The organism is Natribacillus halophilus, assembly GCF_900100185.1.
Lineage (GTDB): Bacteria > Bacillota > Bacilli > Bacillales > Marinococcaceae > Natribacillus > Natribacillus halophilus.
In genome coordinates this window covers 137102-161130 of sequence record NZ_FNEN01000005.1, presented here as the reverse complement: position 1 = coordinate 161130, position 24029 = coordinate 137102, and the positions used below count along the sequence as shown (strand labels likewise).

Here is a 24029-nt window from a genome sequence, read left to right as displayed (position 1 = left end):
ATTGAAAAGGGGTATCATCATGCAAACGACTGAAGATGTTAACCGCAAAAAAATGACGCCCGAAACATTTCTGAATTTAATTGATCATGGAGACGATCTCATCGTGTCGATGGCGAACGGGGAGCCGGTCGTTTTATTGGATACGATGGAGCAACACGCGAGTCGTTTTGAAAATGTGCGTATTCACCAAATGCACGCGCAGAAAAAGCGGCCGTATATTGAAAATGAATATCCCGGCAGATTGCGTCACGTGGCTTATTTTTTGAGTGGCGCTTCAAGGCAGGCCTTCAATGAAGGGTTATGTGACCTGGTGCCCAACGATTTTCATGAAGTGCCGCGCATTATGTGGGAACGGACGAATCATCAGCTGGTGCTCGTCAGTGCCTCGCCGATGGATGAAGACGGATATTTTTCCTTCGGCACGAACGCGGATTATGTGACGGCGCTGATTGGAAAGGCTCCATTTTTCCTGGAAGTGAATAAGCAAATGCCGAGAACGTTCGGAGAGAATAAAATTCATATTAGCGAGATTGAAGGATATATCGAAGTGGATCGCCCGAACCATACGATCACCCCTCGGGACCCTTCCGAAAATGATGAACAAATGGCCGCCTATATTGCCGATCTGATCCCCAACGGTGCGACGCTACAAGTAGGGATAGGCGGCGTGCCGAACGCTATGATTGGTTTTCTGAAGGAAAAACGCGATCTCGGCATTCATACCGAAATGCTCACTGATGGGATTGTTGATCTGGTGGAAGCGGGTGCTGTCAACGGGTCACGAAAGGCAAATGATCCAGGTAAAATTGTCGGCACGTTTGCGTTGGGAACGCAACGCCTGTACGATTTTATACATGAAAATGATGCGATTAAAATGATGCCCGTCGACTATGTGAATGACCCGAGAGTGATCAGTCGCGAGCAAGAAATGATTTCCATCAACGCGACGACCGAAGTTGATTTTTTCGGGCAATGCGCTTCAGAAACGATTCAAGGACGTTATTACAGTTCCACCGGCGGACAATCGGACTTTGCCCAGGGGGCTGCTTTTTCCCAATTTGGCCGCGGTTTCATCTGTTTGGCATCCACGACGAAAGATGGCAAGGTTTCCCGCATCCGTCCCCGATTGACGCCGGGATCAGCGGTGACGACATCGAAAAATGATGTGCATTACATTGTCACCGAGTATGGAGCCGTCAATTTAAAAGGAAAAAGCATATCGGAACGAGCCGAACTGTTAATCAGCATCGCCCATCCGGATTTTCGGGAAGAACTGACACGTGAAGCCAAAGCGCTGAAAATGTTGTGAGAATCGAAGGGTACCCATCCCGTGTTCCTCATGTGAAATGTTTCACAATACAATAAAAAGGGTATAGACAAGTAGATAAGGAAGGAGGCATTCATCATGTATAAACACATTCTCGTCGTCGTTGATGGTTCAGTTCCATCCGAGCAGTCATTAACGAAAGCGACCCAGTTGGCCAAACACGATGGCGCTTCCCTGCTGATCGCTCATGTGCTGGATAACCGAAGTGCCCCCGTAACGTCATTCTATAATACAACATTGCACGCAGAGCTGAAAAAAGATGCCGAAGAATTGCTTGAAAACTGCCGTGAAAAAGCGGAGTTACAGGGGATAGAAGATGTTCAGACCGTCCTCCGCTCCGGAAATCCCCGGTCTGACATTCCGAAAGCACTGGCATCTGAGTTTGGTGTCGATTTGTTGATCGCTGGCGGAAGCGGATTAAACAGTGTCGAACGAATGATTATCGGCAGTGTCACGGAGGCATCTATGCGCCGAGCGCCTTGTGATGTCCTGACCGTTAAAACACAAAATAACGAATACCAGAATATTCTCGTGGCTGTCGATGGCTCAACCCAATCCGAGCAAGCATTAGCCAAGGCCATTCAGATAGCAAACAACAACTCAGCCACGCTTACGATTGCGCATGTCATTGAGCGAGGAAACTTTACCACGGATATGGCTTTCTATCCGCAAAACTACGAAGCAACAGCGCAAAAAAATGCGGAGCAGATGCTGCAGACTTATAAGGAAGAAGCAGAAGAACACGGGGTGGAAAATGTTCAAATTGTCACACGTCTCGGCAACCCCCGCGTTGATATTCCGCGTGTACTTACGGCTAAACATGGCATTGACCTTCTCGTTACTGCCGCAACGGGCCGAAATGCCGTGGAACGAATCTTTACCGGCAGTGTTGCTGAAGCCTCTCTGCATCGTGCTCCCTGTGATGTGATGACGGTGAAAAAATAATTTCCTCTATTAGTAGCTAGCGTCGTTGCTGCAACGATGCGTGGAAATTCATGTGAAAAACTTCACAATAAATCATGGAGGTGTTTATGATATGTTCATCACATTTTTGAAGGAATCAAAATGGGCAATGGGGATCTTTTTCATAGCACGGCTTTTTCTCGGTTGGACTTGGCTCACGGCAGGTATCGGGAAACTGAGGGAAGGCTTTGACGCGGGTGGTTTTTTGCAAAATGCAGTGGCCAATCCTGTTATCGATGATGGAGGAAATGCCGCATACCCCCTTTATACAGCCTTTCTCGAAAATGTCGTTTTGCCTAACGCCTCACTGTTTAGTGCATTTGTGATGTGGGGGCAAATACTCGTTGGTCTTGGCCTGATCGTCGGTTTGTTAACAACGACTGCAACCTTTTTCAGTGGTACAATGAACCTGGCTTTCTTACTGGCAGGCGCCGTGTCGACGAACCCGCTTATGCTCATGATCGCGATTTTCATCATGATCGGCAAGGGAAATGCCGGGGCAATCGGTCTTGACCGGTTTGTGCCAGTAGTGATGGACAACGTGAAAGGAAGGCGTGAAATAAGGAGCATCAGTCATGGACAAAAAGAGACCAGCACATAACCAAAATGTAGATGAATTCGTCGAAACGTATACGTCAGATCCAGCGTCGGGGCTTAGCCGGGAGGAGGCACGTAAGCGCCTCGACCAATACGGAAAAAATGAATTGCCGGCAGAAGAAAAAGAACCGCGCTGGAAAGCTTTTATGAGGCATTTTCATGATATCCTGATCTATGTTTTACTCGCCGCTGCTGCGATCACGCTGATTCTCGGGCATTATATTGATACGGCTGTCATTCTCGTCGTCGCGGTCGTCAACGCGGGCATTGGTTATTTTCAGGAAAATAAAGCGGAAAAAGCCCTCGAAGGCATTCGAAATATGCTCTCTCTTGAAGCTAATGTGCGAAGAGATGGCAAACGGCACACAGTCTCATCTTCAGAACTGGTTGTCGGGGACTTGGTCATGTTATCCCCGGGAGATAAAGTGCCGGCGGATTTGCGCTTGATCCGAGCTGAAGAATTAAACGTCGAGGAAGCGGCGCTAACAGGAGAATCCACCTCTGTTCTTAAACATACGGAACCATTGGAAAAAAACGCTGTATTGGCGGATCGGCTTAACATGGTTTTCTCCGGAACGACCGTTGTCTCGGGAACAGGTGCCGGGATTGTCGCGGCTACCGGCGTGAAAACGGAAATTGGTAAAATCAACCGCTCCATGTCCGATATTGAAGATATCAAAACACCGCTGCTGAGACAAACCGCTCAATTCGGGAAAATGATTTCCGTTGCCATCGTCGGCCTCGCGTTCGTGATGTTCGTCTTCGGTTATTTTTTCAGAGATTATGAGATCGGTGAATTGTTTCTATCAGTTATTGCTCTTGCCGTAGCGGCCATTCCCGAAGGGCTTCCCGCTATTTTATCGATTATCCTCGCGATCGGTGTCCAAAATATGGCCGGGCGAAATGCAATCGTCCGAAACCTTCCTTCTGTTGAAACCCTCGGTTCCGTTTCTGTCATTTGTTCGGACAAAACTGGTACGCTCACCAAGAATGAAATGACCGTAACTTCAGTGGTGACGGCCGACAGGGAATACAATGTATCCGGCACCGGTTACGCGCCGACAGGCACTATTTTTCATAACGAAGAAGAAGCGGACACAAGAAAAGATTCAGCTCTTCATCACTTTCTTTTAAGTGTAAAAAACAATAACGATGCCGAGTTGCACCAGGATGAGGAAGGACACTGGGGCATCATGGGTGAGCCCACCGAAGGTTGCCTTGTAACTCTGGCGGAAAAAGCGAGCACGGTAGTCGATGAATTAACCGTCGAATCGAAGATTCCTTTTGATTCCGATTATAAATATATGGCGACGTTGGTCACGTTGGAAGGCCAGAAAATGATGCTGATCAAAGGGGCGCCTGACCGCATTTTCGATATGGCCGAGCAAGAAGCTTTGGCAGACGGCGCAAAACAACCGTTCAATCGTGATGTATGGACACAAAAGATGGGCGCCCATGCCAAGCACGGCGAACGCGTTCTCGGTGTTGCCATCAAACCGATGCCTGAAGACACGGAGAAAATTACACGTGCTGATCTTTCTGAAGGGGTGACCATGCTCGGTCTCGCGGGGATCATTGATCCGCCGCGGGATGCCGCGGTCAGGGCGATTACCGAATGTAAGAAAGCCGGCATCCAGGTGAAGATGATTACCGGTGACCATGCCGAGACGGCGATGGCGATCGGCAAGCAGATGGGCATAGAGACTGGCGAAGCCGCCCTCGAAGGCAAGGACCTCGACGCTATGTCACAGGAAGAACTGGAAGAAGCGGTTGAAAAGTATCAAATTTTTGCCCGCACGAGTCCGGAAAACAAGTTGCGTTTACTGGAAGCTTTACAGGCAAAGGGGAAAATCGCGGCCATGACCGGAGATGGCGTCAACGACGCTGCTGCACTTAAACGAGCGGATGTCGGAGTGGCGATGGGCATTAAAGGCACCGAGGTGGCTAAAGACGCTTCCGAGATGGTGCTCGTCGATGACCATTTTAAAACGATTGTCAATGCCGTGGAAGAAGGGCGCAGAGTCTATGACAATTTGAAAAAAACGATTCTTTTTATTCTCCCGACCAATGCGGCTCAAGCTTTATTAATCATGGCAAGTATTCTTATAGGGGTGGCGATGCCATTATCACCTGTGCAAATACTTTGGGTGAACATGGTCACTTCTGTCACTATTTCGCTGGCGTTGGCTTTTGAAACCTTGGATAAAGGCACGATGGAAAGATCGCCCCGTCATCCGAACACCCCGCTTTTGAGTGGATACTACATTTTTCGTATTCTGTTTGTTGCGTTTTTGATCGGTGGAGGCACTTTGGCCATTAACTTCACTATGATCGGGCAAGGGTACGATCAAGGCATTGTCACTACGGTGACACTGCAGATGATTGTATTGGCGCAAATGTTCCACTTGTTTAACTGTCGCTCGGAACTTAATTTTGCATTCAATAAGGACTTCTTCAAGAACAAAGCCGTTTTTGTTGTTTCTGCCATACTGATCGGCCTCCAGCTCGCGATCACTTATGTCCCGTTTATGAACACGATCTTTGGCACCCAGCCGATTGAACTTGCACATTGGATATTCCCGATCATCATGGGCATCGTCGTGTTCATCGTCGTAGAGATTGAGAAGGCGATTACGAAGCAGATTGTTAAGAGGAAAGGGACGTAGTGTAGTCCTGTTATTAACATGATGGAAATAGAGCGGGCGCTTTTCACAACGTGAGAAGCCCTCTATTTATGCATAAGCTCGATCTCGCCTGTAAATGACTTTACCGGCTTTCATGATTTCGTCCAAAAACCCGCCTCCTTCATTTACATATAGCCTCTCGGCATTCGCCGAGGCTGATGCGCCAAGGGATTTCTTGACACATGCTTTTTAGTTTCCTCCTACCACCGGTAGGAGTTTTTAATTTTTTGGTTCGTATGAACCGCGAAAAATAAATTTTAAATTCGGGTCAAAAAGCACTTGACATTTCAAATCCACCCTCATAATCGCCGGTGAAGGGAACTTTTTTTCCCTTACTACGATTTTGGGGGTTTTTATTTGAAACCAACGGTTCGCTCTCATGACACGTACCAGAACTTTGTCCTGCAACAACTTCAGGAACATTACGGACGATCCATCATCCATCTGAATCAGGATTGGCCGCTCATCCTCAAATGCTGGCAGGCCGACCTTTCCGGCATTACCGCTCAGCTGCAGGATCAGTACTCGGATCAAGGGCCGGAGGCCCGTGACCCGGCTTCCATGTTGCGTTCCTATCTTGTCTTTTTGTTCACGAATCCCGGTATCGGGATCACTAAATGGATCGACGAAATGAAACGCACGCCCATTTATGCCATCCTCAGTGGTTTTTCTCCTGATGATCTCCCCGGGGTTGGCACGTTCTATGAGTTTATCGAACAACGGATCTGGCCCGAGGTGGACAAAAACATGAAGCCCAAGAAGCAAAAACCAAAAAAGAAAGGAAAAAAAGGTAAGAAGGGCCAAAAGCCGAACCCCAAGCCAGGCAAAGTCGAGCGTATCGTACGATGGCTGGAACGCCATATGGACATTTTTAAACCATTGCCCGGTGACCCTCTCTTTCAGTTTTTTGAGCAGAACATCTTAAAGGTTTCTGCGGACCTGGGCCTCATTGGAGATCCGAATGCGCTTAGTGTCGCCGGTGATGGTACTCCTGTGGTCACGCAAGCCTATCGGCGAAGCAAGCCGACCTGTGATTGTCGGGCAAACGGGATTTATGATTGTAGTCATCATCGCATCTATTCCCAGCCCGATTGCGACGCCGGGTGGGACAGCTCCCGTGAGAAGTACTTTAACGGCTATCATCTCTACATGTTCACGGCCGCGGACAGCCCACATGATTTACCGTTGTATCCACGTCTGCATCCGGCTTCCCGGCATGATGCGGTCAGTTTGGTCGCGAGCGCGGTTGAATTCAACCAACGCTACACCCTGGGATCCGTGGATCGTATGATTCTGGATGCCGCTCACGATGCCGGTATCATTTATGAGCTCTTGGATAAACAAGGGACCGAGCCTTTCATCGATTTGAACAACCGAAGCAAAGCAAACATCGAAACGGGCAGTGATATTCAGATTTCTCCCGAGGGCATTCCCATCTGTCCCAATGGAAAGAAAATGAAATCGAATGGCTTTGACAAAGCCCAGAACCGCCGGAAGTGGCGGTGCACGCGATCCTGCGGGTGTTCGGACGCGACATATGGTCGAACCTATCATACGAAATCAAGCGACAACCTGCGTTTGTTTCCAAAAACACCACGCGATTCTCAAGCGTGGAAAGACACCTACAAACGCCGAACTTCAAGCGAAAGGACAAACAAGCGCGAGAAGAAAGATTATCAGTTGGAAGCCGGCCGACACCGTTCCACGATGATGTGGACTATGCGCATTTATGGCATTATGATCTGCCAACATATAGACGCCTGGTACGAAAGCCAAAAAAACGACTGGAACAAGCTCAAAACGACCATCTGCCCGGCCGCCGCTTAAGTTTTTAAAAAAGCGACATTCAAAATTCTGCACGTATGCCCAATTTTGAAAATGGTTTTCATTCCCAGGTCATTTAGAGCTTACTTGGGACTATTAACCCTTTGATCGTTTGTCCGAACCACCTCCACCGCCTTCTAATTCCGAGAGGCTATTACATGTATTAGCGCTTCAACAGAAGCGGTTGGAGGCGGCGGTCAGGTAAAAAATGAAGTACGCAACAGTCTGACCGAAGTCTAGTTAAAAATCAACTCCAAGGCGTCTTAAACATAACCAAAAATGCTGTATTTTTGGTATAATAAAAAGAAACGACAGGAGTACGAAATCGTTAAGTCTATCATTATATTTCTGAAAGCCAAATTCCCCGAACGTTCCATGGATCGTTACAGAGAAAATGGAGTCCATCGAAAGCCCGGAATCGCTTGAAAAGATCCAAAAAGAGTTAGCTCAAACTGAAACGTGGACGGAAGTAGAGAAGTTGCTGGATTAGCAAAAACAGTAAAGGAGTATGCCAGCAATGAACCGACAGAAATTACGGCAACGCGTGTTCCAACATTCGGAACAAATTTTATCGGAAAAGGGCTATGTGAGTCCCATTGATGTTCTTCTGAAGCTGGAGCGCTTAACACCGAAAGAAGTCGAAGACTGGAGATTCAAACGGACACCCCACCTGGAACGCTCGATGCGGGGCAGTCTTCCCAGCCAAAATTTTGTCTTAAAAACCATTCGCGAATTTGCCCAAAAGAAAGGACTCAAGCCATCATTCACGTTTTATAAAAAGTGGGGAAAAGGCCCGAAGCAACGTTTGCAGTTTTCCAAGTCCGGGACGAAAGCAATCGAAGAACGGTACGCGACGCATTATATTTCGAAATGAATGAGGCGATAAAGTGGCTAACCTGGGTACAAGCAAAAAGCCAATCATCCTCCGTGTTCCTACAGAAGAACGAGCAGTTGAATTAAACGATTTTTGTGATCGTCGAGGCTGGAAGGTGATTGTCGGAATTGAAGAGGACAAGCCTGAGGACATTTCCGATTTGCAGAGGATGATGGGGGAGAAAGCCGAGAACACGAAAACGATTGTAAACGAAACGAAGGTCGGACGCAATGATCCTTGCCCGTGTGAAGTGGAAAAAAGTACAAGAAATGTTGTGGGTAGTACAATTGATCTGTCCCTGCAGGCATAAATAAGTGATTTTTTGATAGATTGACTTTAATAGAACCTTGGGGGAGGAAAAGCGTACGTATGGTTACCTTAAGTTATAAGGACTTCATGACTGAAGTGAGGTTGCGGTTGGATGATTTTTCAAAAGAAGATCTTCAAAACCTGATCTTGCAATGGGCAGGTAAAGAACACCCCTCTCGTAGAGAGGATTTTTTGTACAAATTGACATTTAAGGACGGAGAAACGGTAACGGCCATCAATAGAGACGAACATCTCATCGCCCAGATTGATGCATTTGCCGAAAGGGTGGAAGACGAAGAGTATGTGGATGGATTTGGCTGGGATCCTGTCCTCCGTGAGGAAAGGGAGTTCGGCGATGAAAGCTGGGCCGAGGAAATGGATGATTTGTTTCTGGACACCAGAGATTTGCTGATGCAGGGGGATTATGCAGTCGCGGAAGAGGCGTATAAAAAGTTGTTCGATATATTGGGAATGGGGGAAGAAGGGCTTTTACCTGGCGATTATGATATCACTCATATGCTGGATGTCAATGTGAGGGAGCATAATGCTCTTTTTCTCAGGGCGGTTTATATGAATATAGAAGCAGATGAGCGGATGCGTGTGCTGTATGATTCTATGATGGACTATGGTTATGTGGGCTTAACCAAAATAAAGCTCAAAGACATAAGAGATTCGTTAGATGCACCCTTGCCGGATTTTGCTGCTTTTTTGACAGACTGGATCGCATTTTTAAAAGGAAAAACGCCTTCTTCTGATGTGAGTGAGTTACTGAGAGAAGCTGTTTTTCTTAAGGGCGGCATCCCGGCGATTTCGGAATTCGCCAAGACGCATGCAGAGTCATTTCCGAAAGCGTATGTGGATTGGCTAGAGGCTTTGGAAATGGAAGGGGATAATACGTCCATTCTTCAAGCGGCTACAGAAGGTTTGTCCAACATTCCGAGCAATTACACGATAAGAGCAGAGGTAGCGGAAAAATTAACAGAGGCAGGCAAGAAACGCGGAGATAATGAACTGAAACTGAAAGGGCTTAGAGAAAGCTTTTACTCCAACCCGTTAATGAAATATTTGCTTGATCTGTATCTTACGGCGGATAAAGAAGGTTGTTTCGATGAAATTAGAGATGAAGTGGAAACAAGAATGTTGGAACTGAAAAATGAGGAAAGAGGTAATTTTACGTTCAAGGATCTGGAAAGGGTGACATCACCCTTTCGTGAGAGGGTTTTCATTCATGCCCAACTTCTCGGGGGTCATTATGAAGAGGTGTTTCATCGCTGTAAGGGAGAAGATTCTCTCGGTTGGAGTTTCGGTTCAAATTCTAAGCCGATCATGCTGTTATTTTTGATGGATGTTTTATCAAAGGATCAGAAACATTCCAAAATCCTTCTTGAACAATGGAAGTCTGTCATTACCCAGAGGCTTGATGACGGGGATAAAGTGGATGCAGAAAAATACATGAAAAACATGGCCCGCGTCAAAGCATCCCTTCATTTAACAGCGGAAGAAGAGGATTTTTACCTGGAATGGTGCAAAAAAGAAATCGGGCACAGAGTCGATGCTATCGTTAGCAATCAAAAACGGGGGAGCTATGATAAAGCGGCCAGAATTCTGGTCGCGATGGCCGAAACCCTGGCTAATAGGGAACAAGTACAAACAGCTCATCATCTTATAGCGAGGTATCGTGAAAAATACCCACGGCATAGGGCTTTTAAAACGGAACTTACTGAAGCGTTGCAAGAATCGGAAATGTAAGACCAATCATTCCCCGGCACGCCGGGGATGAACAAAATCACCGCTTTTCCCGCCGGTTTTTTCAATAAGCAATGTTTCTTTTATAATCATCGATTTGTCAACAGCCTTACACATGTCATAAAAGGTGAGCGCGGCGGCGGTGACCGCTGTTAAGGCTTCCATTTCCACGCCGGTGTTGCTTTTTACGGTCACGGTGGCGCGGATGATCAGTACATAGTCCTCGTCAGTTTCTTGGTAATCAAAGGATAAATCGGTGCCTTGAAGTGGAACCGGGTGGCACATCGGGATCCAGTCCGGTGTTTTTTTCGCGCCCATCACGCCCGCGATTTGCGCGGCTTGTAAGGGGTCCCCTTTTTTCAAGGCTTCGCTTTGAATGGATTCATATAATTCTTCGGAAAGCAAAATACGGCTCTCAGCCGTCGCGGTTCGCGTCGATTCCTGTTTTTGCGAGATGTCGACCATTTTCGAACGGCCTTCTTCATTATAATGGGAAAACTCACTCATGATGCTCCCTCCAGTCTTCAGGACGATTAATATTAATAAACGCCGGATGATCGTTTGAAAAAGACAGTGTACGAGTTTTTACGGCTTCGTATAAAGCTTTCATGCTGCTTTCATTTTCCACGAGCTCTCTAAGTATCGGCAAACAACGCGTATGATAAGCAGCGTGAAGGGGCTGATGCCGGCCATTGGTTGTAGGCAGGATAATGTCGGCGGAAGGATGAGCCTTGGCCGTTTGCAGGATGGTCTCTACCGTTGGTGCATCAACATAGGGAAGATCGCCAGCCAATACTTGCACCCAATCACTCGGCAACATCTCCATCGCCGTATGTAACGCGTGCAGCGGTCCGCCGTGGGGTTCTTCCTCGATGATGACCGGATGCTCAAAAGCGGGCGCGAGTTCCCGGTTCGTCACGATATAAATTGACGAGATCCCGGCATTTTGCATCGCTTTAATGCTTCGTTGAAAAAGAGCCCGCCCCTCATATGCTTCAAAAAGTTTCTGTTTGCCGTAGCGTGAAGACTTTCCCCCGGCAAGTAAAAGACCGACGATGTTCATTTGCGGAGTTCTCCAACGACATGAGGAAGTACTGGCAAAATCAGCTTATTCATGCCGAGTCGCACGGCATTTGAAGAGCCTGGAAGTACATAGACAGCCGTTTGCGCGATCACACCCGCGAGTGCCCGGCTGAGCATCGCTTTTGCCCCGATTTCCTCATAGCTTTTCATGCGAAATAACTCGCCGAAACCCTCGATTTCTTTTTCAAGCATGCCTGCCACGACTTGATGGGTGACATCTTTGGCGCTAATACCGGTTCCCCCGTTAGTAATGATGACATCGAGGTCATCATCGCTCGTCCAATCAGCGAGCACAGATTGAATCGCATCACGATCATCCTTGATGACACGATATTCGCTGATGTCGTGGTTGTGTCCCTCCAGGTACGAGCAAATGAGTGCGCCGCTTTTGTCGTCATCTTTCGTGCGCGTGTCCGACATCGTTAATATCCCTGCCCGAACCGAAGAAGCGTCTCGTTCATGATGCATTCTTTTCCATCCTCCTCCCGCCTGTGTTAAACTTGTATTATCAATTATTTTATCAGGTTGGCACGTCGATACCAAGGAAGGAGGCACTTGAATAAAAAAAATAGACCACGGATTCTGACTAATCTACAACTAAAGACACCTTTTCAAACCCAGCATCTGTGATTCTCATCAAACCCTTATCCGACAAACGTATCTCAGGGATGACGACCAGGGCCAGAAGCGATAATGTCATAAATGCATAATTCATCGTGCAACCTGCGTTGGCAAGCGTTCGACTAACCGCCCGAGAAGCTTCCGCTACTTGTTCAAATGGGGCATCCGACATCAATCCGGCTACCGGTAAAGGTAAACTGGTTTCCTCTGTTTCCGTAATAACGGCGACTCCCCCTTTCATCTGCACAACTTTGTTTGCTGCCTCGGCCATCTTGTCGTCATTATTGCCGATGACCATGAGATTATGACTGTCATGAGCTACGGTTGAGGCCATAGCAGCCGACTTATGAAAATCAACACCTTTCAAAATACCAAACCCTTGATTTCCATTCACACCGTGACGTTCAATCACTGTGATTTTACAGAGATCATCTGTAAGTTGGATCTCTTCATTATCACAAGGAAGTGTAACGTGTTGCTCTTTAGTACCGACCTGATTTTCCATCACCTCAATGGTGCGAATGGTTGTCTCATGACGATCGGTAGGTGCAGCAATCAAGAAATCATCTGCTTTGATTTCCTTCTTAATATGAACTGAATTAACGGCTTTTTCAGGTAGCGAAAAATTAGGGAGGTCGGAAAGCATCTTGCCGTTTTCCGCAATTACTTGACCGGCGGCAACCGTCATCTTAACGTTCACGTCAGCTAACGGTCCATCCAATAAAAGAAAATCAGCAAATCGTCCGGGAGCAACTATTCCGACATCGTTGGAAACTCCAAAACGTTCCGCAGGATTAAGCGTTGCCATCTGAATGGCTGTAATTGGCGGCACCCCTTGGGAAATGGCATGCCGAATAACGAAGTCCATATGTCCTTCATCGATAAGGGATTCAGGGCTACGGTCGTCTGTAACCAAAAGCATACGTCTTGTATTAATACCATGTTCGGTGTAAGCTTTTATAGTTTCTGCAACATCATGCCAAGCCGAACCTCGCCGCAGCTTTGCATACATCCCAAGCCGAACTTGGGAAATAATGTCTTCTTCTGACGTATTTTCATGATCTCCGCTTATTCCTGATGCTGTGTAAGCGGATAACTTGCGATCGTCTTCCGGTGGCCATGTATAATGACCATCTGCTTGTCTACCCGCATGCAATGTTTCTTCTAGAATTGATAACATTCTTTCGTCACCATAAACGACACCGGGGAAGTTCATCACTTCACCAAGGGCATTTATGTCAGTGCCCCATGAAAATGCTTCTGCGACTTCTTCAGGACCAATAAACGCACCGTTTGTTTCAAAGTTTTCGTTCGTCGAAGGCACACATGAAGCCACTTGCATATAAGCGGCCATTGGTGTCTGCCGCACGCCTTCCAACATGAGCTTAAGACCGTTAAGACCGAGAACATTCGTAATCTCATGGGCATCAAAAAACCCTCCGGTTGTCCCTCTTGGCATAACCGCTCTAGCAAACTGGGTCGGGGTAATTTGGCTGCTTTCGATATGACAATGTCCATCCAGGAAACCAGGGGTTAAATACTGACCGTCGGCATATATAACTTTTGTTTTGTCACCTATCGTATGATTCGCATTTTTTCCAACATAAGCAATTCGGGAATCTTTAACAGCAATATCTGTATTGGACAAAATTTCATGTGAGGTGACGTTTACGAGTTTCGCGTTTTTGATGACCATGGTGGCATTTTGATCCCCTCGAGCTGTTGCGATTAAATCTCTGATGCAATCAGCATGATTAGGACGTATAAATCGTGCTTTCGACATTTTATCGCTCCTTATTTATTAGTAGTTGATAAAAGTATACTGTTAAGCTAACCAAATGAAGTAAGCAATAAAAATAAATATTATAAGGTACATGATGGGGTGAACCTTTTTATAATCGCCTTTTACAATTTTTAAAATAGGATAAGCGATAAACCCTAGGGCTAGTCCATTCGCAATGCTATGAGTCAAAGGCATGGCAATGATAGTCACAAAGGCAGGTATGGCATATTCCATTTTGTCCCAAGTTATTGCCCCCATAGAAGATGCCATTAAAACACCAACAATAATTAATGCTGGGGCTGTTACAGCATCAGTCACAACTTCCAGAAGCGGTGACAGGAATAAGAATAGGAAAAGACAAACAGCTGTAATGATAGAAGCAAAACCTGTTCTTGCCCCCGCAGCAACACCTGAAGCGGATTCAATATAAGAATTAGTCGTTGATGTTCCTAAGATTGCAGCAATTACAGATGAAGTAGCATCGCTTCCCAATGCTTGTTTAGCTCTAGGTAATTTATCATCTTTTAAAAAACCTGCTTTTTTAGTAACTGCGATAATTGTTCCTGTCGCATCAAAGAAGTTTACGAAGAGTACGGTGAACACCACCGTGAACATTTCTGGTTGAAGAATGTTTGGCAATTCGGTAATCGCAACACCAAAAGTTGGTGCTAAACTCGGTGGAGTAGAGATCATTTGAGAGGGGAGTGGGATCAAACCAGTCATTATTCCAGTTACAGATGTGATTATCATGCCGAAAAAAACTGCTGCACTAAAACCTCGTACTAGCATGATAGCAGTGACGATGAGACCAAACAGTGCCAATACAGTAGTGGGAGAAGTAATATCACCAAGTGTCATTAGTGTTGCCTCATCTGCAGCCACAATCCCCGCATTCTGAAATCCTATAAAGGCGATAAATATTCCGATTCCTGCTACGGTAGCATCTTTTAATTGAGGCGGGATAGCATCGATAACTTTTTTGTATGAAAACAACCATTATTGGAGCAGCGCAAACCAATCAGTATAACCAACATATGTCACGATTATACTTTTTGCGCTAAATCAGTTGTTTTCATGGTAGATGGTGGCTACCGGCAGCGTAGCCACATTGTTTCCCTTAATCCAGTTAAGGTCATAAGAAGAAAGATTAAACCAGCTACCAACGTGCCAGCAATAGCTGTTTCCCATGGGATTCCCATGCCTATTACAATCGTATATACAAACAAGGCATTCAATCCCATTCCAGGAGCTATAGCGATCGGATAGTACTTAACATAGCCGGGTTGACGAAAAGTATATACGACATGGCCATAAAGGTGGTTATACCACCTATAGATTCTGTTTTGAAGTTCGTATTTTTTTCTCTGAAACCAAAATGTTGTTCAATCTTATTGTTCTTCACTTTATTAGTTTCGGGTTCCAGGTTCGAACTCATATTTACTTTTCTCCCCTCAACAAAATATGGACTTTCAGAATCCAGAATATGATTTACCCACCGTATAATTCGTACTTTTCCAATATAAAATTTTAATAGCAACTTTCGTTTTCGGTATAATGGTGTTTTTGGCATATCACTCCTTCCTGTGAAAGGAATTAATCTAGGAGTCGTACATTATCTAAGCTAACCAGATAAAATACGAGATAAAAATAGCTAACAACAGGTACATAATAGGATGCAACGCTTTGTATTCTCCTTTAACAATTCTTAAAATAGGATAAGCGATAAACCCTAAAGCAATTCCATTGGCAATACTATAGGTTAAAGGCATAGCAATGATAGTCACAAACGCGGGTATAGCATATTCCATTCTGTCCCATTTTATTGACCCTAAAGAAGATGCCATTAAAACACCAACAATGATTAATGCCGGGGCAGTTACAGCCTCAGTCACAACTTCCAGAAGCGGTGACAGAAATAAGAATAGAAGAAAACAACCAGCCGTGACTAATGAAGCAAAACCTGTCCGCGCCCCCGCAGCAACACCTGATGCAGATTCAATATAAGAGTTAGTATTTGAGGTTCCCAAAATAGAACCAACTACAGAAGCAATAGCATCAGCTCCCAATGCTTGTTTAGCTCTAGGTAGTTTATCATCTTTCAAAAATCCTGCTTTTTTAGCGACGGCGATAATTGTTCCTGTGGCATCAAAGAAGTTCACGAAAAGTACGGTGAAAACCACTGTGAATATTTCTGGTTGCAGAATGTTTGGCAATTCAGTAATCGCTACCCCAAAAGTTGGTGCTAAACTCGGTAGAGTAGAAACCACTTGAGAGGGGACTGGGATCAAACCAGTGATAATTCCAGCTACAGCTGTTATTATCATCCCGAAAAAAATTGCAGCATTAACACTCCGTACCAGCATTATGGCAGTCACGATAAGGCCAAACAGCGCTAATACAGTAGTGGGTGAAGTAATATTGCTAAGCGTTATTAGTGTCTCTTCATCTGCAGTTACAACCCCCGCATTCTGTAGCCCGATAAAAGCGATGAACATTCCGATCCCTGCCACAGTAGCATCTTTTAATTGAGGGGGAATGGCATCGATGACTTTTTCTCTTAGACCTGTTAATGTTAAGATCAAGAAAATTAAACCCGCTACCAAGAAACCAGCAATAGCTGTTTCCCATGGAATGCCCATACCTATTACGACTGTATAAGCAAAAAAAGCATTCAATCCCATCCCGGGAGCTAAACCGATCGGATAGTTGGCCCATAACGCCATAATAAGACACGAAATAGCTGCAGTTAGCCCAGTAGCTACAAACACAGCTCCTTCATCCATCCCTGCATCACTTAGAATAGCCGAGTTTACGAACAATATATAAGACATGGCCATAAAGGTTGTAAGTCCACCAATAGTTTCTCTTTTGAAATTGGTATTTTTCTCATTGAAGCCAAAATATTGTTCAATTTTGTTGTTCTTCAAAGCTTTATTAGTTTCGGGTTCTAAGTTCGAATTCATATTTGCCCTCCTCGAAATCCACCTTCAGATTAGAATGTCAAGTTTACGGAAAAGAATCAAAATATCGGTTCAATAAACACATCCATAATGCCTCCGCAAATTCCACCATCTTCATAAAAGAGACCGTCTGTTAAATCTACTTTAAGTTGTTGTGGCTTGGCTGTTTCAATAACAAAAAGTGCTTTTTCAATGACTTCGCCTTCACCGCAGCCACCTCCAATCGTCCCCTGCAATTTATAATCGGGATAAATAATCATTTTTGTGCCTATTTTTCGAGGAGTAGATCCTTTCGTGCGTATGATTGTAGCCATGGCTGCTTTTTGTCTTTGCTTGCGAATGGACATAACCTCTTCGAAAAAGTCGATATTATTCATATCCTGTTCCTTTCATAAAATTTGAGTTTTTCATAGTCCTTAATCTTTTCTCGTTTTGAATGACCGCTCGAACTGTTTTGAACTTTCAATATTTCAGCTAGAATGCTTATGGCAATTTCAGCAGGAGACTGGGCACCAATATCTAATCCAACAGGTGAGTAGATGTTTTTGAAGTGATGACTGGTAAATTCACTTTTTAACTGTTCAAAAACACCGGCAATACGTCTTCTGCTCCCAATCATTCCAATATATGTCGTTCGTTCTTGGGGTTCCAGCTGCTCTTCTCTTTTCAGAAGTTCCTGTAAGCTTATGACATCAAACTTGTGTCCACGAGTAAGAAGCAAAATAAAAGTTTTAGGTGTAATGGGAACTGATTTGAAAAAATCAAGATATGGCATACATATAACTTCATCAGCTTCTGGGAATTTTTCACGATTTGCAAAGGCTGGCCGGTCATCAATGACAGTGACATAGAATCCTAACATTCGTCCGATTTTTTCAACAGGTTCAGAGACATGACCGGCGCCAGCAATAATTAAATGTGAAGGTTTAGGATACACCTCGACGTAGCATTCTACTTCACCTGAATCGCACGTAAATGTGATCGCTTTTGTCTTTTGTTCCAACAATAAAGGCAGACAATATGAAACTAGTTGATTTGAAAAAAGGTGTGAATAATTATTTTCATCAAATATATGTCCGTCTGAATACAACAATGATTTGGAGCCTATAAATTGAACGTTAGGGTGCGCCGTTATCGTTATTAGTGCAACGTCAAATTGTTGTTTCAGTGAATGGGTCAACTTCTCATATAATTGGATGCTTAACAAAGCTATCACCTCGAGGACATCGGAACTGAACTAGTGGTTGATTTCATTGCATTGAATATACGCTCCGGAGTTGCTGGCAAGTGTTTAACCCTTGCTCCGGTTGCATCATAAATCGCAGACATAATGGCCGGAATGATTGGAATCATAACAACCTCCCCTATACCTTTGGCACCGAATGGATTTGATGGCTCTGGAGCTTCGACAGGAATGGTCTCGATCTCCGGTGTTTCCCTTATGGTCGGGATGATATAATCACCTAAATTACTTGTTTTATGGTAGCCTTCTTCAATAATGACATCTTCATATAAGGTATAACCAATCCCCATTATGGCTCCACCCTCTGTCTGTCCTTCAAGACCTTGTAAATTCATAACCCTTCCGCAATCAGGGATCGACACTACCCGTAAAACATCCGTTTCGCCGGTTAGGGTATCCACTTCGACCATTACAACGTTTGTCTGGTAACCGTAAATATGATGAGGCGCTCCGCCGGAACCTTTGATTGCTTCTTTTTCTTTCGGTAGATAAAACTGGCTATTTACTTTTGTGGATGTTTTGTTTATGGACAAATAGTCATAGAGTTCAGTGAAGGAAAGAAGTATTGAATGATCTTTTTTATGGATCACATTGCAGTCTTCAACATCTATATCTTTTGCCGGGATATTAAGCATTTCACTTGCTGTTCCCGTAAGCAGTTCAATCATGAGAGGTGCTGTAGTGGCTATGGCTCTTGAACCGGTATACGTGGATCGTGAGGCTGAAATGGTGCCGCTATCTAATGTCTCAGACGTATCACCTTGGACAACAGAAATGTCTGCCATATCGCAATGGAGTAGTTCAGCGCAAACTTGAGCATACACGGTACCATTACCGGTGCCTATTTCTTCGGGACCGACGGCTACTTTCAAACGACCATCGTGTAACAATTCGATAGAGGCGGCACCATAATCAGGTTTGTCGAGTCCCATTCCAACAGCGTGGAAAGACGTCGAGACAGCAACCCCTCTTTTTTTCCATGGTTCACTCGGTTGGCTTTTATAGATATTTTGATTCGTCCATAGTTCACAATTTTGAGCCTTTTCCAATGTTTCATGAGTACCAACACTGGATTTAACTATATGTCCTACGCTTGACTTTTCGCCTTGGTGGTATACATTTTTCTTTCTAATTTCAATTGGATCCATGTTGATTTGTTCTGCGATCATATCGATATGTGTTTCAATGCCAACACAAACTTGATTAACGCCAAAACCTCGAAAGGCACCGGCGATGCCGTTATTGGTATACACGCAAAATCCTTCAATATCGACATTAGGTATTTTATATGGGCCGCAAGCATGTTCGACAGCCAATGATATGACGGCTGGGCCTAACGAAGCGAACGCACCTGTATCTGCAACTGCTCTTACTTGATTGGCAGTGATGACTCCGTCTTTATTTGCGGCTGTTTTCACTTGAACTTTAAAAGGATGCCTCTTCATACCAGCTTGAACCGACTCTTCGCGAGTTAAATGAATTTTCACAGGTCGCCCCTCGGTATGCAGGGCTAATAAAGCAAGATAGATTTGTACAGTGATTTCATCTTTGCCGCCAAAACCACCACCGTTAGGACTGGAAATAACATGAATCCTTTCTGGATTAATACCAAGCGTTCGAGAAATTTGTAATCTGTCTCTATATGCATATTGGCCAGGGCATTGAATTTTTAACGTGCCGTCTTCTTCCACTAGGCCCCACCCCCCCTCAGTTTCTATAAAAGCATGCATTTGCCGCGGTGAATAATATGTGTTTTCGAAAATGTAGTCAGCATGTTTAAACGCCTGATCGACATCTCCGTTATTGATTTTAACATGGCTGTGTATGTTTCCGTCCGGATGTAGGTATGGAGCTTCACCGGTCATGGCGTATTCAGCATCGGTCACAACTTTTAATGGTTCATAATCAACGTGAATAAGATTGATTGCTTCATCCGCAATTTCGCTTGTTTCTGCGGCCACGAGTGCGACTGCATCCGCCGTGCAACGAACAACATCTTCACAAAGAACAGGCTGATCTGGTGTTACAATACCGAAACCGTTAAATCCCGGAATATCTTTATAAGTTAATACACAAATGACCCCGGGTAATGATTCTGCTTTTTCCGTTTCGATGTTTTTAATTTTGGCGTGGGGGTACTCTGCTCGGAGAACTTTTCCCCAGACCATGTTAGAGTAATTTTCATCCGTCATGTATTTTAGTTCACCGGTTACTTTTTCAGGACCGTCAATACGGGCAATTCTTTTTCCAATCCATTGATTCCGTTCGTTAGAATATTCTTTGTGTGTGTTTGCTTTTTCACCAATGCTCATTTGTTTTCCCACCTTTTCATTAATCGAAGTAAACCTCTTTCCAGCAATGCACTTGCCATATCTCTCCTATAATTTGATGAAGCCCGCGCGTCAGAAATCGGGGCGACTTCTTTCCAGGCTACTTTTGAGATATTGTGAGTAAGAGACTTATCGAAGCGATCTAATGTAAGCATTGATTCACATTTTTTTGCACGGATAATCGTCGGTCCAACTGAACCGAAAGCCAACCTGCCGGATGAGCAATGGTGTCCTTCTTTATCCAAATTTATGGATGCTGCGAAATTAACTATGGAAATAGACTGAGCCTTTCGAGGACCAAGCTTCTCGAAGATGCCTATTTCGCTTGTATCTTGTGGTCGAATGATGATATCTGTAATGATTTCGTCTGTTTGTATAACAGTTTTTCCCGGCCCAATAAAAAATTCTTCAATCGGAACTGTTCTTGTTCCGTAAAGTGAACTTAATTCAATACGCGCGTCCAACACATAGAGGGCAGGGATAGTATCACCGGTAGGAGAAGCGTTTCCAATATTCCCACCTAAAGTGCCCATATTTTGCATTTGGGTAGCGCCGACCTCTTTTGCTGCAAATGTGAGTACATCAGCCTTGTCTTGCAATAGTTTCGACTTAACAATATCTGTGTGCGTTGTTAGTGGGCCTACGTGTATGCCGCTGGGATCTTTACGTATATACCGAAGTTCATTCATGCCTTTGATGTTAATCCAAATATCAGGTGTCCATTTTTTATCCTTCATACGAACGACCGCATCTGTTCCTCCTGCGATCAGCCGGTTGTTCTTTTCTTGATCATTAAGCAAATATAAACATTCATCCAATGATTTTGGTGAGACAACCTGCATTTCAGATGTTTTAATCATTCTTTCTCTCCTTTCATATGAAGAAAGTCGATGGGTGTATTGAGGTTGAGTAGAACATTAGGATCAGAGACTTCCAATAGTGAGACATGATGATTAAATTTCCGGAAAATGTTCCGTAATCCTTGTGTTTCTTCATTGACTTTTAATAATTCGTGTTTTAAATGAGCATTGAATAATACTGGGTGCCCGCGCTTTTGTTTATATACAGGAACGACAATGGAAGCATTTGTTTTATTGAAATGAGTGATCATCAAATCTAGGGTATGTTTTGGAACCGGTTGGTCAACTGCGCTTATTAAAATCCCTTTTGATTTAGGATTTATTACTTCGACCCCTTTTCGGATCGATGAAGTTTTCCCTTCATGAAATCGATGGTTATAGACAATTTTTACATGAGAAGGTTTAATCATTTCAGCAATTTCTTCACTCTTATAACCTGTAACGACGATAAGTTCACTTATTAAGGGGTTTTGGAGTTGATTGACTTGAAATTCGATTAACGATGTTCCGTTCCAGGGAAGGGCAGCTTTCAATGTTCCCATTCGTTGAGAACGGCCAGCGGCTAATAATAGTGCGGATAAATTGTGATCCTCACTGGTTGTCACTATGCTTCACCGGATAAAGCAAATTTGTTTCTGGCTGCAGATTGAATGGCTGTGATAATTTTTTGGTATCCAGTACAGCGACATAGATTTCCGCCAAGAGCAGTTTTTATTTCTTCTACTGTGGGCACGTGTTCAATGTCTTTTAAAAAAGACTTTGCCGCAACGATGATACCTGGCGTACAATAGCCACATTGTGTCGCGCCTTCTTTTATAAATGCCTCTTGAACGACGTCCATATTATCTTGTAGGCCGATCCCTTCAACTGTGACAATGCTTTCATTTTCAACTTGGCCAACCAATATGAGGCAAGAACATATAGCTTCATCTCCTATAAGAACAGAACACGACCCACATTCCCCTTTACCACAGCATTCTTTGCTACCAGTCAGTCCCATATCTTCTCGTAATACTTCCAGTAGTGTTTTGGCAGGTGGACAATGAACCGTTTCTTTCTTCCCATTTAAGTGAAATTGAATCTTTTTCATTAAAAAGCCTCCTCGTTTTAATATCATTTTGACTAGACACAAAAAAGCTACAAAAAAGATTTCCAATGGGAAGAAACCTTTTTCGTAGCTTAGGAAATGTACGGTTTCCTGTAGAGACCCTCAATCCAATTATTGAGGTTATACGAAAAAGCAAAAAGTTATCAGGCTCTTAGCAAAAAAAGACCGCAACCATAGATCTATCTCTGTTAAGATATCTAAAGTTACGGCCCATATTTATTCCGTGAACAGAATAAATACGTAATCCGCTCATGTATATGAGCGAAAAAGCGCTTACACATTTTCGCTCAAAGCATGTTTATTATTGATACAAATTGTATCGAAAGTTCATTTTTTTGTCAATAATGAATTTTATATCTTTCCGGTGTTCAACTGTATTGAATAGTAGGTATACGTTTTAAAAGTCGGTCAATCGATTTATTGGATTCCTTTAAGATAATATCTTTATCCATCGTTTTCATTACTTTATTTTCCATCACAGGCTTCCCATTAATAATCGTTGTTTCTATATCAGCTCTTGTAGCAGAATATACTATACGAGAAATTGGATCAACGCCAAAAGAAGGATAAACATGGAAATCATTTAAATTGAGAATGGATAAATCTGCTTTCTTGCCAACTTCTAAGCTTCCAATATCATTTTCTAATCCTATTGATCTTGCTCCATCGATGGTAGCCATACGAAGAACTGATTGAGCATCCATGGCCGTTGGGCCATGGGTTGGTTTATGGATCGTAGCTGCCAACCTCATTTCATTAAACATGTCTAAATTATTATTACAGGGAGCACCGTCTGCTCCTAGGCTTACTCGTATTTCATTATCCAACATATCGGGCACTTCGGCAATGCCGGATGCCAGTTTCAGGTTCGAGCCGGGGCAATGGCTAACGTTAACGCCTCTGCTTTTAATAATTGATTTTTCTTCATCATTCAACCAAACACAATGTGCCAGGATCAAACGCTCGTTGGCTAATCCGATGTGATCGAGATAGACAACGTTCCGCATTCCGGTTTGCTGTTCAACGATCTCAATTTCCCCTCTGTTCTCTGCTGCATGAGAGTGAACATAAACATCATAATCGGCGGATAGATCTCGCACCTGTCTCAATAAGTCTTCCGAGCACGACACGACAAATCGGGGTGAGAAGGCGTATTGTATTCTTCCGTTGTCATGATTATGCCATTTTTCCAATAAATCCACGCTTTCTTGAATGGAATTATTTGTGTCTTCTTGCAGCAATAAGGGGACTTCATTCCCGTGATCCATCATGACCTTCCCGCTTAATGCTCTAACCCCACTTTCGTTAATAGCTTGAAAAGCAGAGTCGGCATGGTGAACCGTTTCCATATCAATGACAGTTGTAGTCCCACTTTGGATAAGTTCTCCAATGCCTAACATGGCTGAATAATAACTGGATTCTTCATCGTGAGATGCTTCAAGAGGCCAGATTCTTTCGCTAAGCCAATCGAGTAATTCCAAGTCGTCTCCCTGTCCTCGGAAAAGAGTCTGGCATAAATGAATATGAGTATGAATAAACCCTGGGACGATTGTTTTATGACTAGCATCAATCACTTTGTCTACATTCATCTCCTGAATATGAGAATCAATTTGAACAATGCGATCATCTTCAATCAATAAATCTCCGTATATAATCTCATTTTTAGGGTTCACAGTTACAATTTCAGCATTTTTTATGAGTAATGTTGACATAAAAA

The 24029-nt window shown here is 44.1% G+C and carries 20 protein-coding genes, 2 pseudogenes and 1 riboswitch; of the genes and pseudogenes, 8 read left to right on the top strand and 14 right to left on the bottom strand.

The window, feature by feature from the left end:
- Positions 1 to 19: 19 nt before the first annotated feature.
- The 8 genes and pseudogenes from BLS58_RS08085 to BLS58_RS08050 all read left to right on the top strand — a co-directional run bounded on the left by BLS58_RS08085 (position 20) and on the right by BLS58_RS08050 (position 10327).
- Complete coding sequence (locus tag BLS58_RS08085) at positions 20 to 1309, top strand: acetyl-CoA hydrolase/transferase family protein (protein ID WP_218126192.1); 1290 nt, start codon at positions 20 to 22, stop codon at positions 1307 to 1309.
- Between the two features lie 96 nt (positions 1310 to 1405).
- Positions 1406 to 2272, top strand: a complete 867-nt coding sequence (locus BLS58_RS08080; RefSeq protein ID WP_090397775.1) for a universal stress protein — start codon at positions 1406 to 1408, stop codon at positions 2270 to 2272.
- A 91-nt stretch (positions 2273 to 2363) separates the two neighbouring features.
- Positions 2364 to 2891, top strand: a complete 528-nt coding sequence (locus tag BLS58_RS08075; protein ID WP_090397774.1) for a DoxX family membrane protein — start codon at positions 2364 to 2366, stop codon at positions 2889 to 2891.
- Complete coding sequence (locus BLS58_RS08070) at positions 2866 to 5553, top strand: cation-transporting P-type ATPase (protein ID WP_090397772.1); 2688 nt, start codon at positions 2866 to 2868, stop codon at positions 5551 to 5553. The genes BLS58_RS08075 and BLS58_RS08070 overlap by 26 nt, the downstream gene beginning before the upstream one ends.
- 375 nt (positions 5554 to 5928) lie before the next feature.
- A complete protein-coding gene (locus tag BLS58_RS08065) occupies positions 5929 to 7398 on the top strand; it encodes a transposase (RefSeq protein ID WP_090397770.1) in 1470 nt (489 codons plus the stop codon).
- Between the two features lie 514 nt (positions 7399 to 7912).
- Positions 7913 to 8269: a hypothetical protein gene (locus tag BLS58_RS08060; protein ID WP_090397768.1), complete on the top strand. Its 357-nt coding sequence runs from the start codon at positions 7913 to 7915 to the stop codon at positions 8267 to 8269.
- Between the two features lie 202 nt (positions 8270 to 8471).
- Positions 8472 to 8551, top strand: a pseudogene (locus tag BLS58_RS18385) (SEC-C metal-binding domain-containing protein); the annotation flags it as partial.
- Between the two features lie 87 nt (positions 8552 to 8638).
- A complete protein-coding gene (locus BLS58_RS08050) occupies positions 8639 to 10327 on the top strand; it encodes a hypothetical protein (RefSeq protein ID WP_090397764.1) in 1689 nt (562 codons plus the stop codon).
- 6 nt (positions 10328 to 10333) lie between these two features.
- Here BLS58_RS08050 and moaC read toward each other — a convergent pair whose 3' ends face one another.
- The 14 genes and pseudogenes from moaC to BLS58_RS07980 all read right to left on the bottom strand — a co-directional run bounded on the left by moaC (position 10334) and on the right by BLS58_RS07980 (position 24024).
- Complete coding sequence (moaC, locus tag BLS58_RS08045) at positions 10334 to 10831, bottom strand: cyclic pyranopterin monophosphate synthase MoaC (protein WP_090397762.1); 498 nt, start codon at positions 10829 to 10831, stop codon at positions 10334 to 10336.
- On the bottom strand, positions 10824 to 11387 hold the full coding sequence (mobA, locus tag BLS58_RS08040) for a molybdenum cofactor guanylyltransferase (protein WP_090397760.1): 564 nt from the start codon (positions 11385 to 11387) through the stop codon (positions 10824 to 10826). The genes moaC and mobA overlap by 8 nt, the downstream gene beginning before the upstream one ends.
- Positions 11384 to 11875, bottom strand: coding sequence for a MogA/MoaB family molybdenum cofactor biosynthesis protein (locus BLS58_RS08035; RefSeq protein ID WP_090397758.1), 492 nt, complete (start codon positions 11873 to 11875; stop codon positions 11384 to 11386). The genes mobA and BLS58_RS08035 overlap by 4 nt, the downstream gene beginning before the upstream one ends.
- A 118-nt stretch (positions 11876 to 11993) precedes the next feature.
- Positions 11994 to 13811 (bottom strand): adenine deaminase, encoded by a 1818-nt coding sequence (gene ade, locus BLS58_RS08030; protein ID WP_090397756.1) that lies wholly within the window; start codon positions 13809 to 13811, stop codon positions 11994 to 11996.
- A gap of 42 nt (positions 13812 to 13853) precedes the next feature.
- A complete protein-coding gene (locus BLS58_RS08025) occupies positions 13854 to 14804 on the bottom strand; it encodes an NCS2 family permease (protein WP_090397754.1) in 951 nt (316 codons plus the stop codon).
- A 119-nt stretch (positions 14805 to 14923) separates the two neighbouring features.
- Positions 14924 to 15198, bottom strand: a pseudogene (locus tag BLS58_RS17995) (NCS2 family permease); the annotation flags it as partial.
- 229 nt (positions 15199 to 15427) lie between these two features.
- Positions 15428 to 16723, bottom strand: coding sequence for an NCS2 family permease (locus BLS58_RS08015; RefSeq protein ID WP_176764676.1), 1296 nt, complete (start codon positions 16721 to 16723; stop codon positions 15428 to 15430).
- Positions 16724 to 16830: 107 nt separating this feature from the next.
- Complete coding sequence (locus BLS58_RS08010) at positions 16831 to 17148, bottom strand: XdhC family protein (RefSeq protein ID WP_090397750.1); 318 nt, start codon at positions 17146 to 17148, stop codon at positions 16831 to 16833.
- Complete coding sequence (locus BLS58_RS08005; RefSeq protein ID WP_090397748.1) at positions 17145 to 17978, bottom strand: XdhC family protein; 834 nt, start codon at positions 17976 to 17978, stop codon at positions 17145 to 17147. Before BLS58_RS08005 ends, BLS58_RS08010 begins: the two co-directional genes overlap by 4 nt.
- Positions 17979 to 17983: 5 nt before the next feature.
- Positions 17984 to 20326 carry a xanthine dehydrogenase family protein molybdopterin-binding subunit gene (locus BLS58_RS08000; protein ID WP_090397746.1) on the bottom strand — a complete coding sequence of 781 codons (2343 nt, stop codon included), beginning with the start codon at positions 20324 to 20326 and terminating at the stop codon, positions 17984 to 17986.
- Entirely contained in the window at positions 20323 to 21204 is an 882-nt protein-coding gene (locus BLS58_RS07995) for an FAD binding domain-containing protein (protein ID WP_245723105.1), read from the bottom strand. The genes BLS58_RS08000 and BLS58_RS07995 overlap by 4 nt, the downstream gene beginning before the upstream one ends.
- Entirely contained in the window at positions 21201 to 21809 is a 609-nt protein-coding gene (locus tag BLS58_RS07990) for a nucleotidyltransferase family protein (RefSeq protein WP_090397744.1), read from the bottom strand. The genes BLS58_RS07995 and BLS58_RS07990 overlap by 4 nt, the downstream gene beginning before the upstream one ends.
- Positions 21809 to 22294, bottom strand: a complete 486-nt coding sequence (locus BLS58_RS07985) for a (2Fe-2S)-binding protein (RefSeq protein ID WP_090397742.1) — start codon at positions 22292 to 22294, stop codon at positions 21809 to 21811. The genes BLS58_RS07990 and BLS58_RS07985 overlap by 1 nt, the downstream gene beginning before the upstream one ends.
- A gap of 65 nt (positions 22295 to 22359) precedes the next feature.
- Positions 22360 to 22460: riboswitch (purine riboswitch) on the bottom strand.
- A 220-nt stretch (positions 22461 to 22680) separates the two neighbouring features.
- The gene (locus BLS58_RS07980) at positions 22681 to 24024 is read right to left on the bottom strand and encodes a 5'-deoxyadenosine deaminase (RefSeq protein ID WP_090397740.1); all 1344 of its coding nucleotides are present in this window, start codon (positions 24022 to 24024) and stop codon (positions 22681 to 22683) included.
- Positions 24025 to 24029 lie beyond the last annotated feature (5 nt).

Bases quoted from the DNA above. Each gene is read 5' to 3' on its own strand.
- BLS58_RS08070 (WP_090397772.1), top strand. From the start codon at position 2,866: ATGGACAAAAAGAGACCAGCACATAACCAAAATGTAGATGAATTCGTC.
- ade (WP_090397756.1), bottom strand. From the start codon at position 13,811: ATGTCGAAAGCACGATTTATACGTCCTAATCATGCTGATTGCATCAGA.
- BLS58_RS08075 (WP_090397774.1), top strand. From the start codon at position 2,364: ATGTTCATCACATTTTTGAAGGAATCAAAATGGGCAATGGGGATCTTT.
- mobA (WP_090397760.1), bottom strand. From the start codon at position 11,387: ATGAACATCGTCGGTCTTTTACTTGCCGGGGGAAAGTCTTCACGCTAC.
- BLS58_RS08000 (WP_090397746.1), bottom strand. From the start codon at position 20,326: ATGAGCATTGGTGAAAAAGCAAACACACACAAAGAATATTCTAACGAA.
- BLS58_RS07995 (WP_245723105.1), bottom strand. From the start codon at position 21,204: ATGATTAAAACATCTGAAATGCAGGTTGTCTCACCAAAATCATTGGAT.
- BLS58_RS08010 (WP_090397750.1), bottom strand. From the start codon at position 17,148: ATGAATAATATCGACTTTTTCGAAGAGGTTATGTCCATTCGCAAGCAA.
- BLS58_RS08050 (WP_090397764.1), top strand. From the start codon at position 8,639: ATGGTTACCTTAAGTTATAAGGACTTCATGACTGAAGTGAGGTTGCGG.
- BLS58_RS08035 (WP_090397758.1), bottom strand. From the start codon at position 11,875: ATGCATCATGAACGAGACGCTTCTTCGGTTCGGGCAGGGATATTAACG.
- BLS58_RS08085 (WP_218126192.1), top strand. From the start codon at position 20: ATGCAAACGACTGAAGATGTTAACCGCAAAAAAATGACGCCCGAAACA.
- BLS58_RS08080 (WP_090397775.1), top strand. From the start codon at position 1,406: ATGTATAAACACATTCTCGTCGTCGTTGATGGTTCAGTTCCATCCGAG.
- BLS58_RS07980 (WP_090397740.1), bottom strand. From the start codon at position 24,024: ATGTCAACATTACTCATAAAAAATGCTGAAATTGTAACTGTGAACCCT.
- moaC (WP_090397762.1), bottom strand. From the start codon at position 10,831: ATGAGTGAGTTTTCCCATTATAATGAAGAAGGCCGTTCGAAAATGGTC.
- BLS58_RS08060 (WP_090397768.1), top strand. From the start codon at position 7,913: ATGAACCGACAGAAATTACGGCAACGCGTGTTCCAACATTCGGAACAA.
- BLS58_RS07985 (WP_090397742.1), bottom strand. From the start codon at position 22,294: ATGAAAAAGATTCAATTTCACTTAAATGGGAAGAAAGAAACGGTTCAT.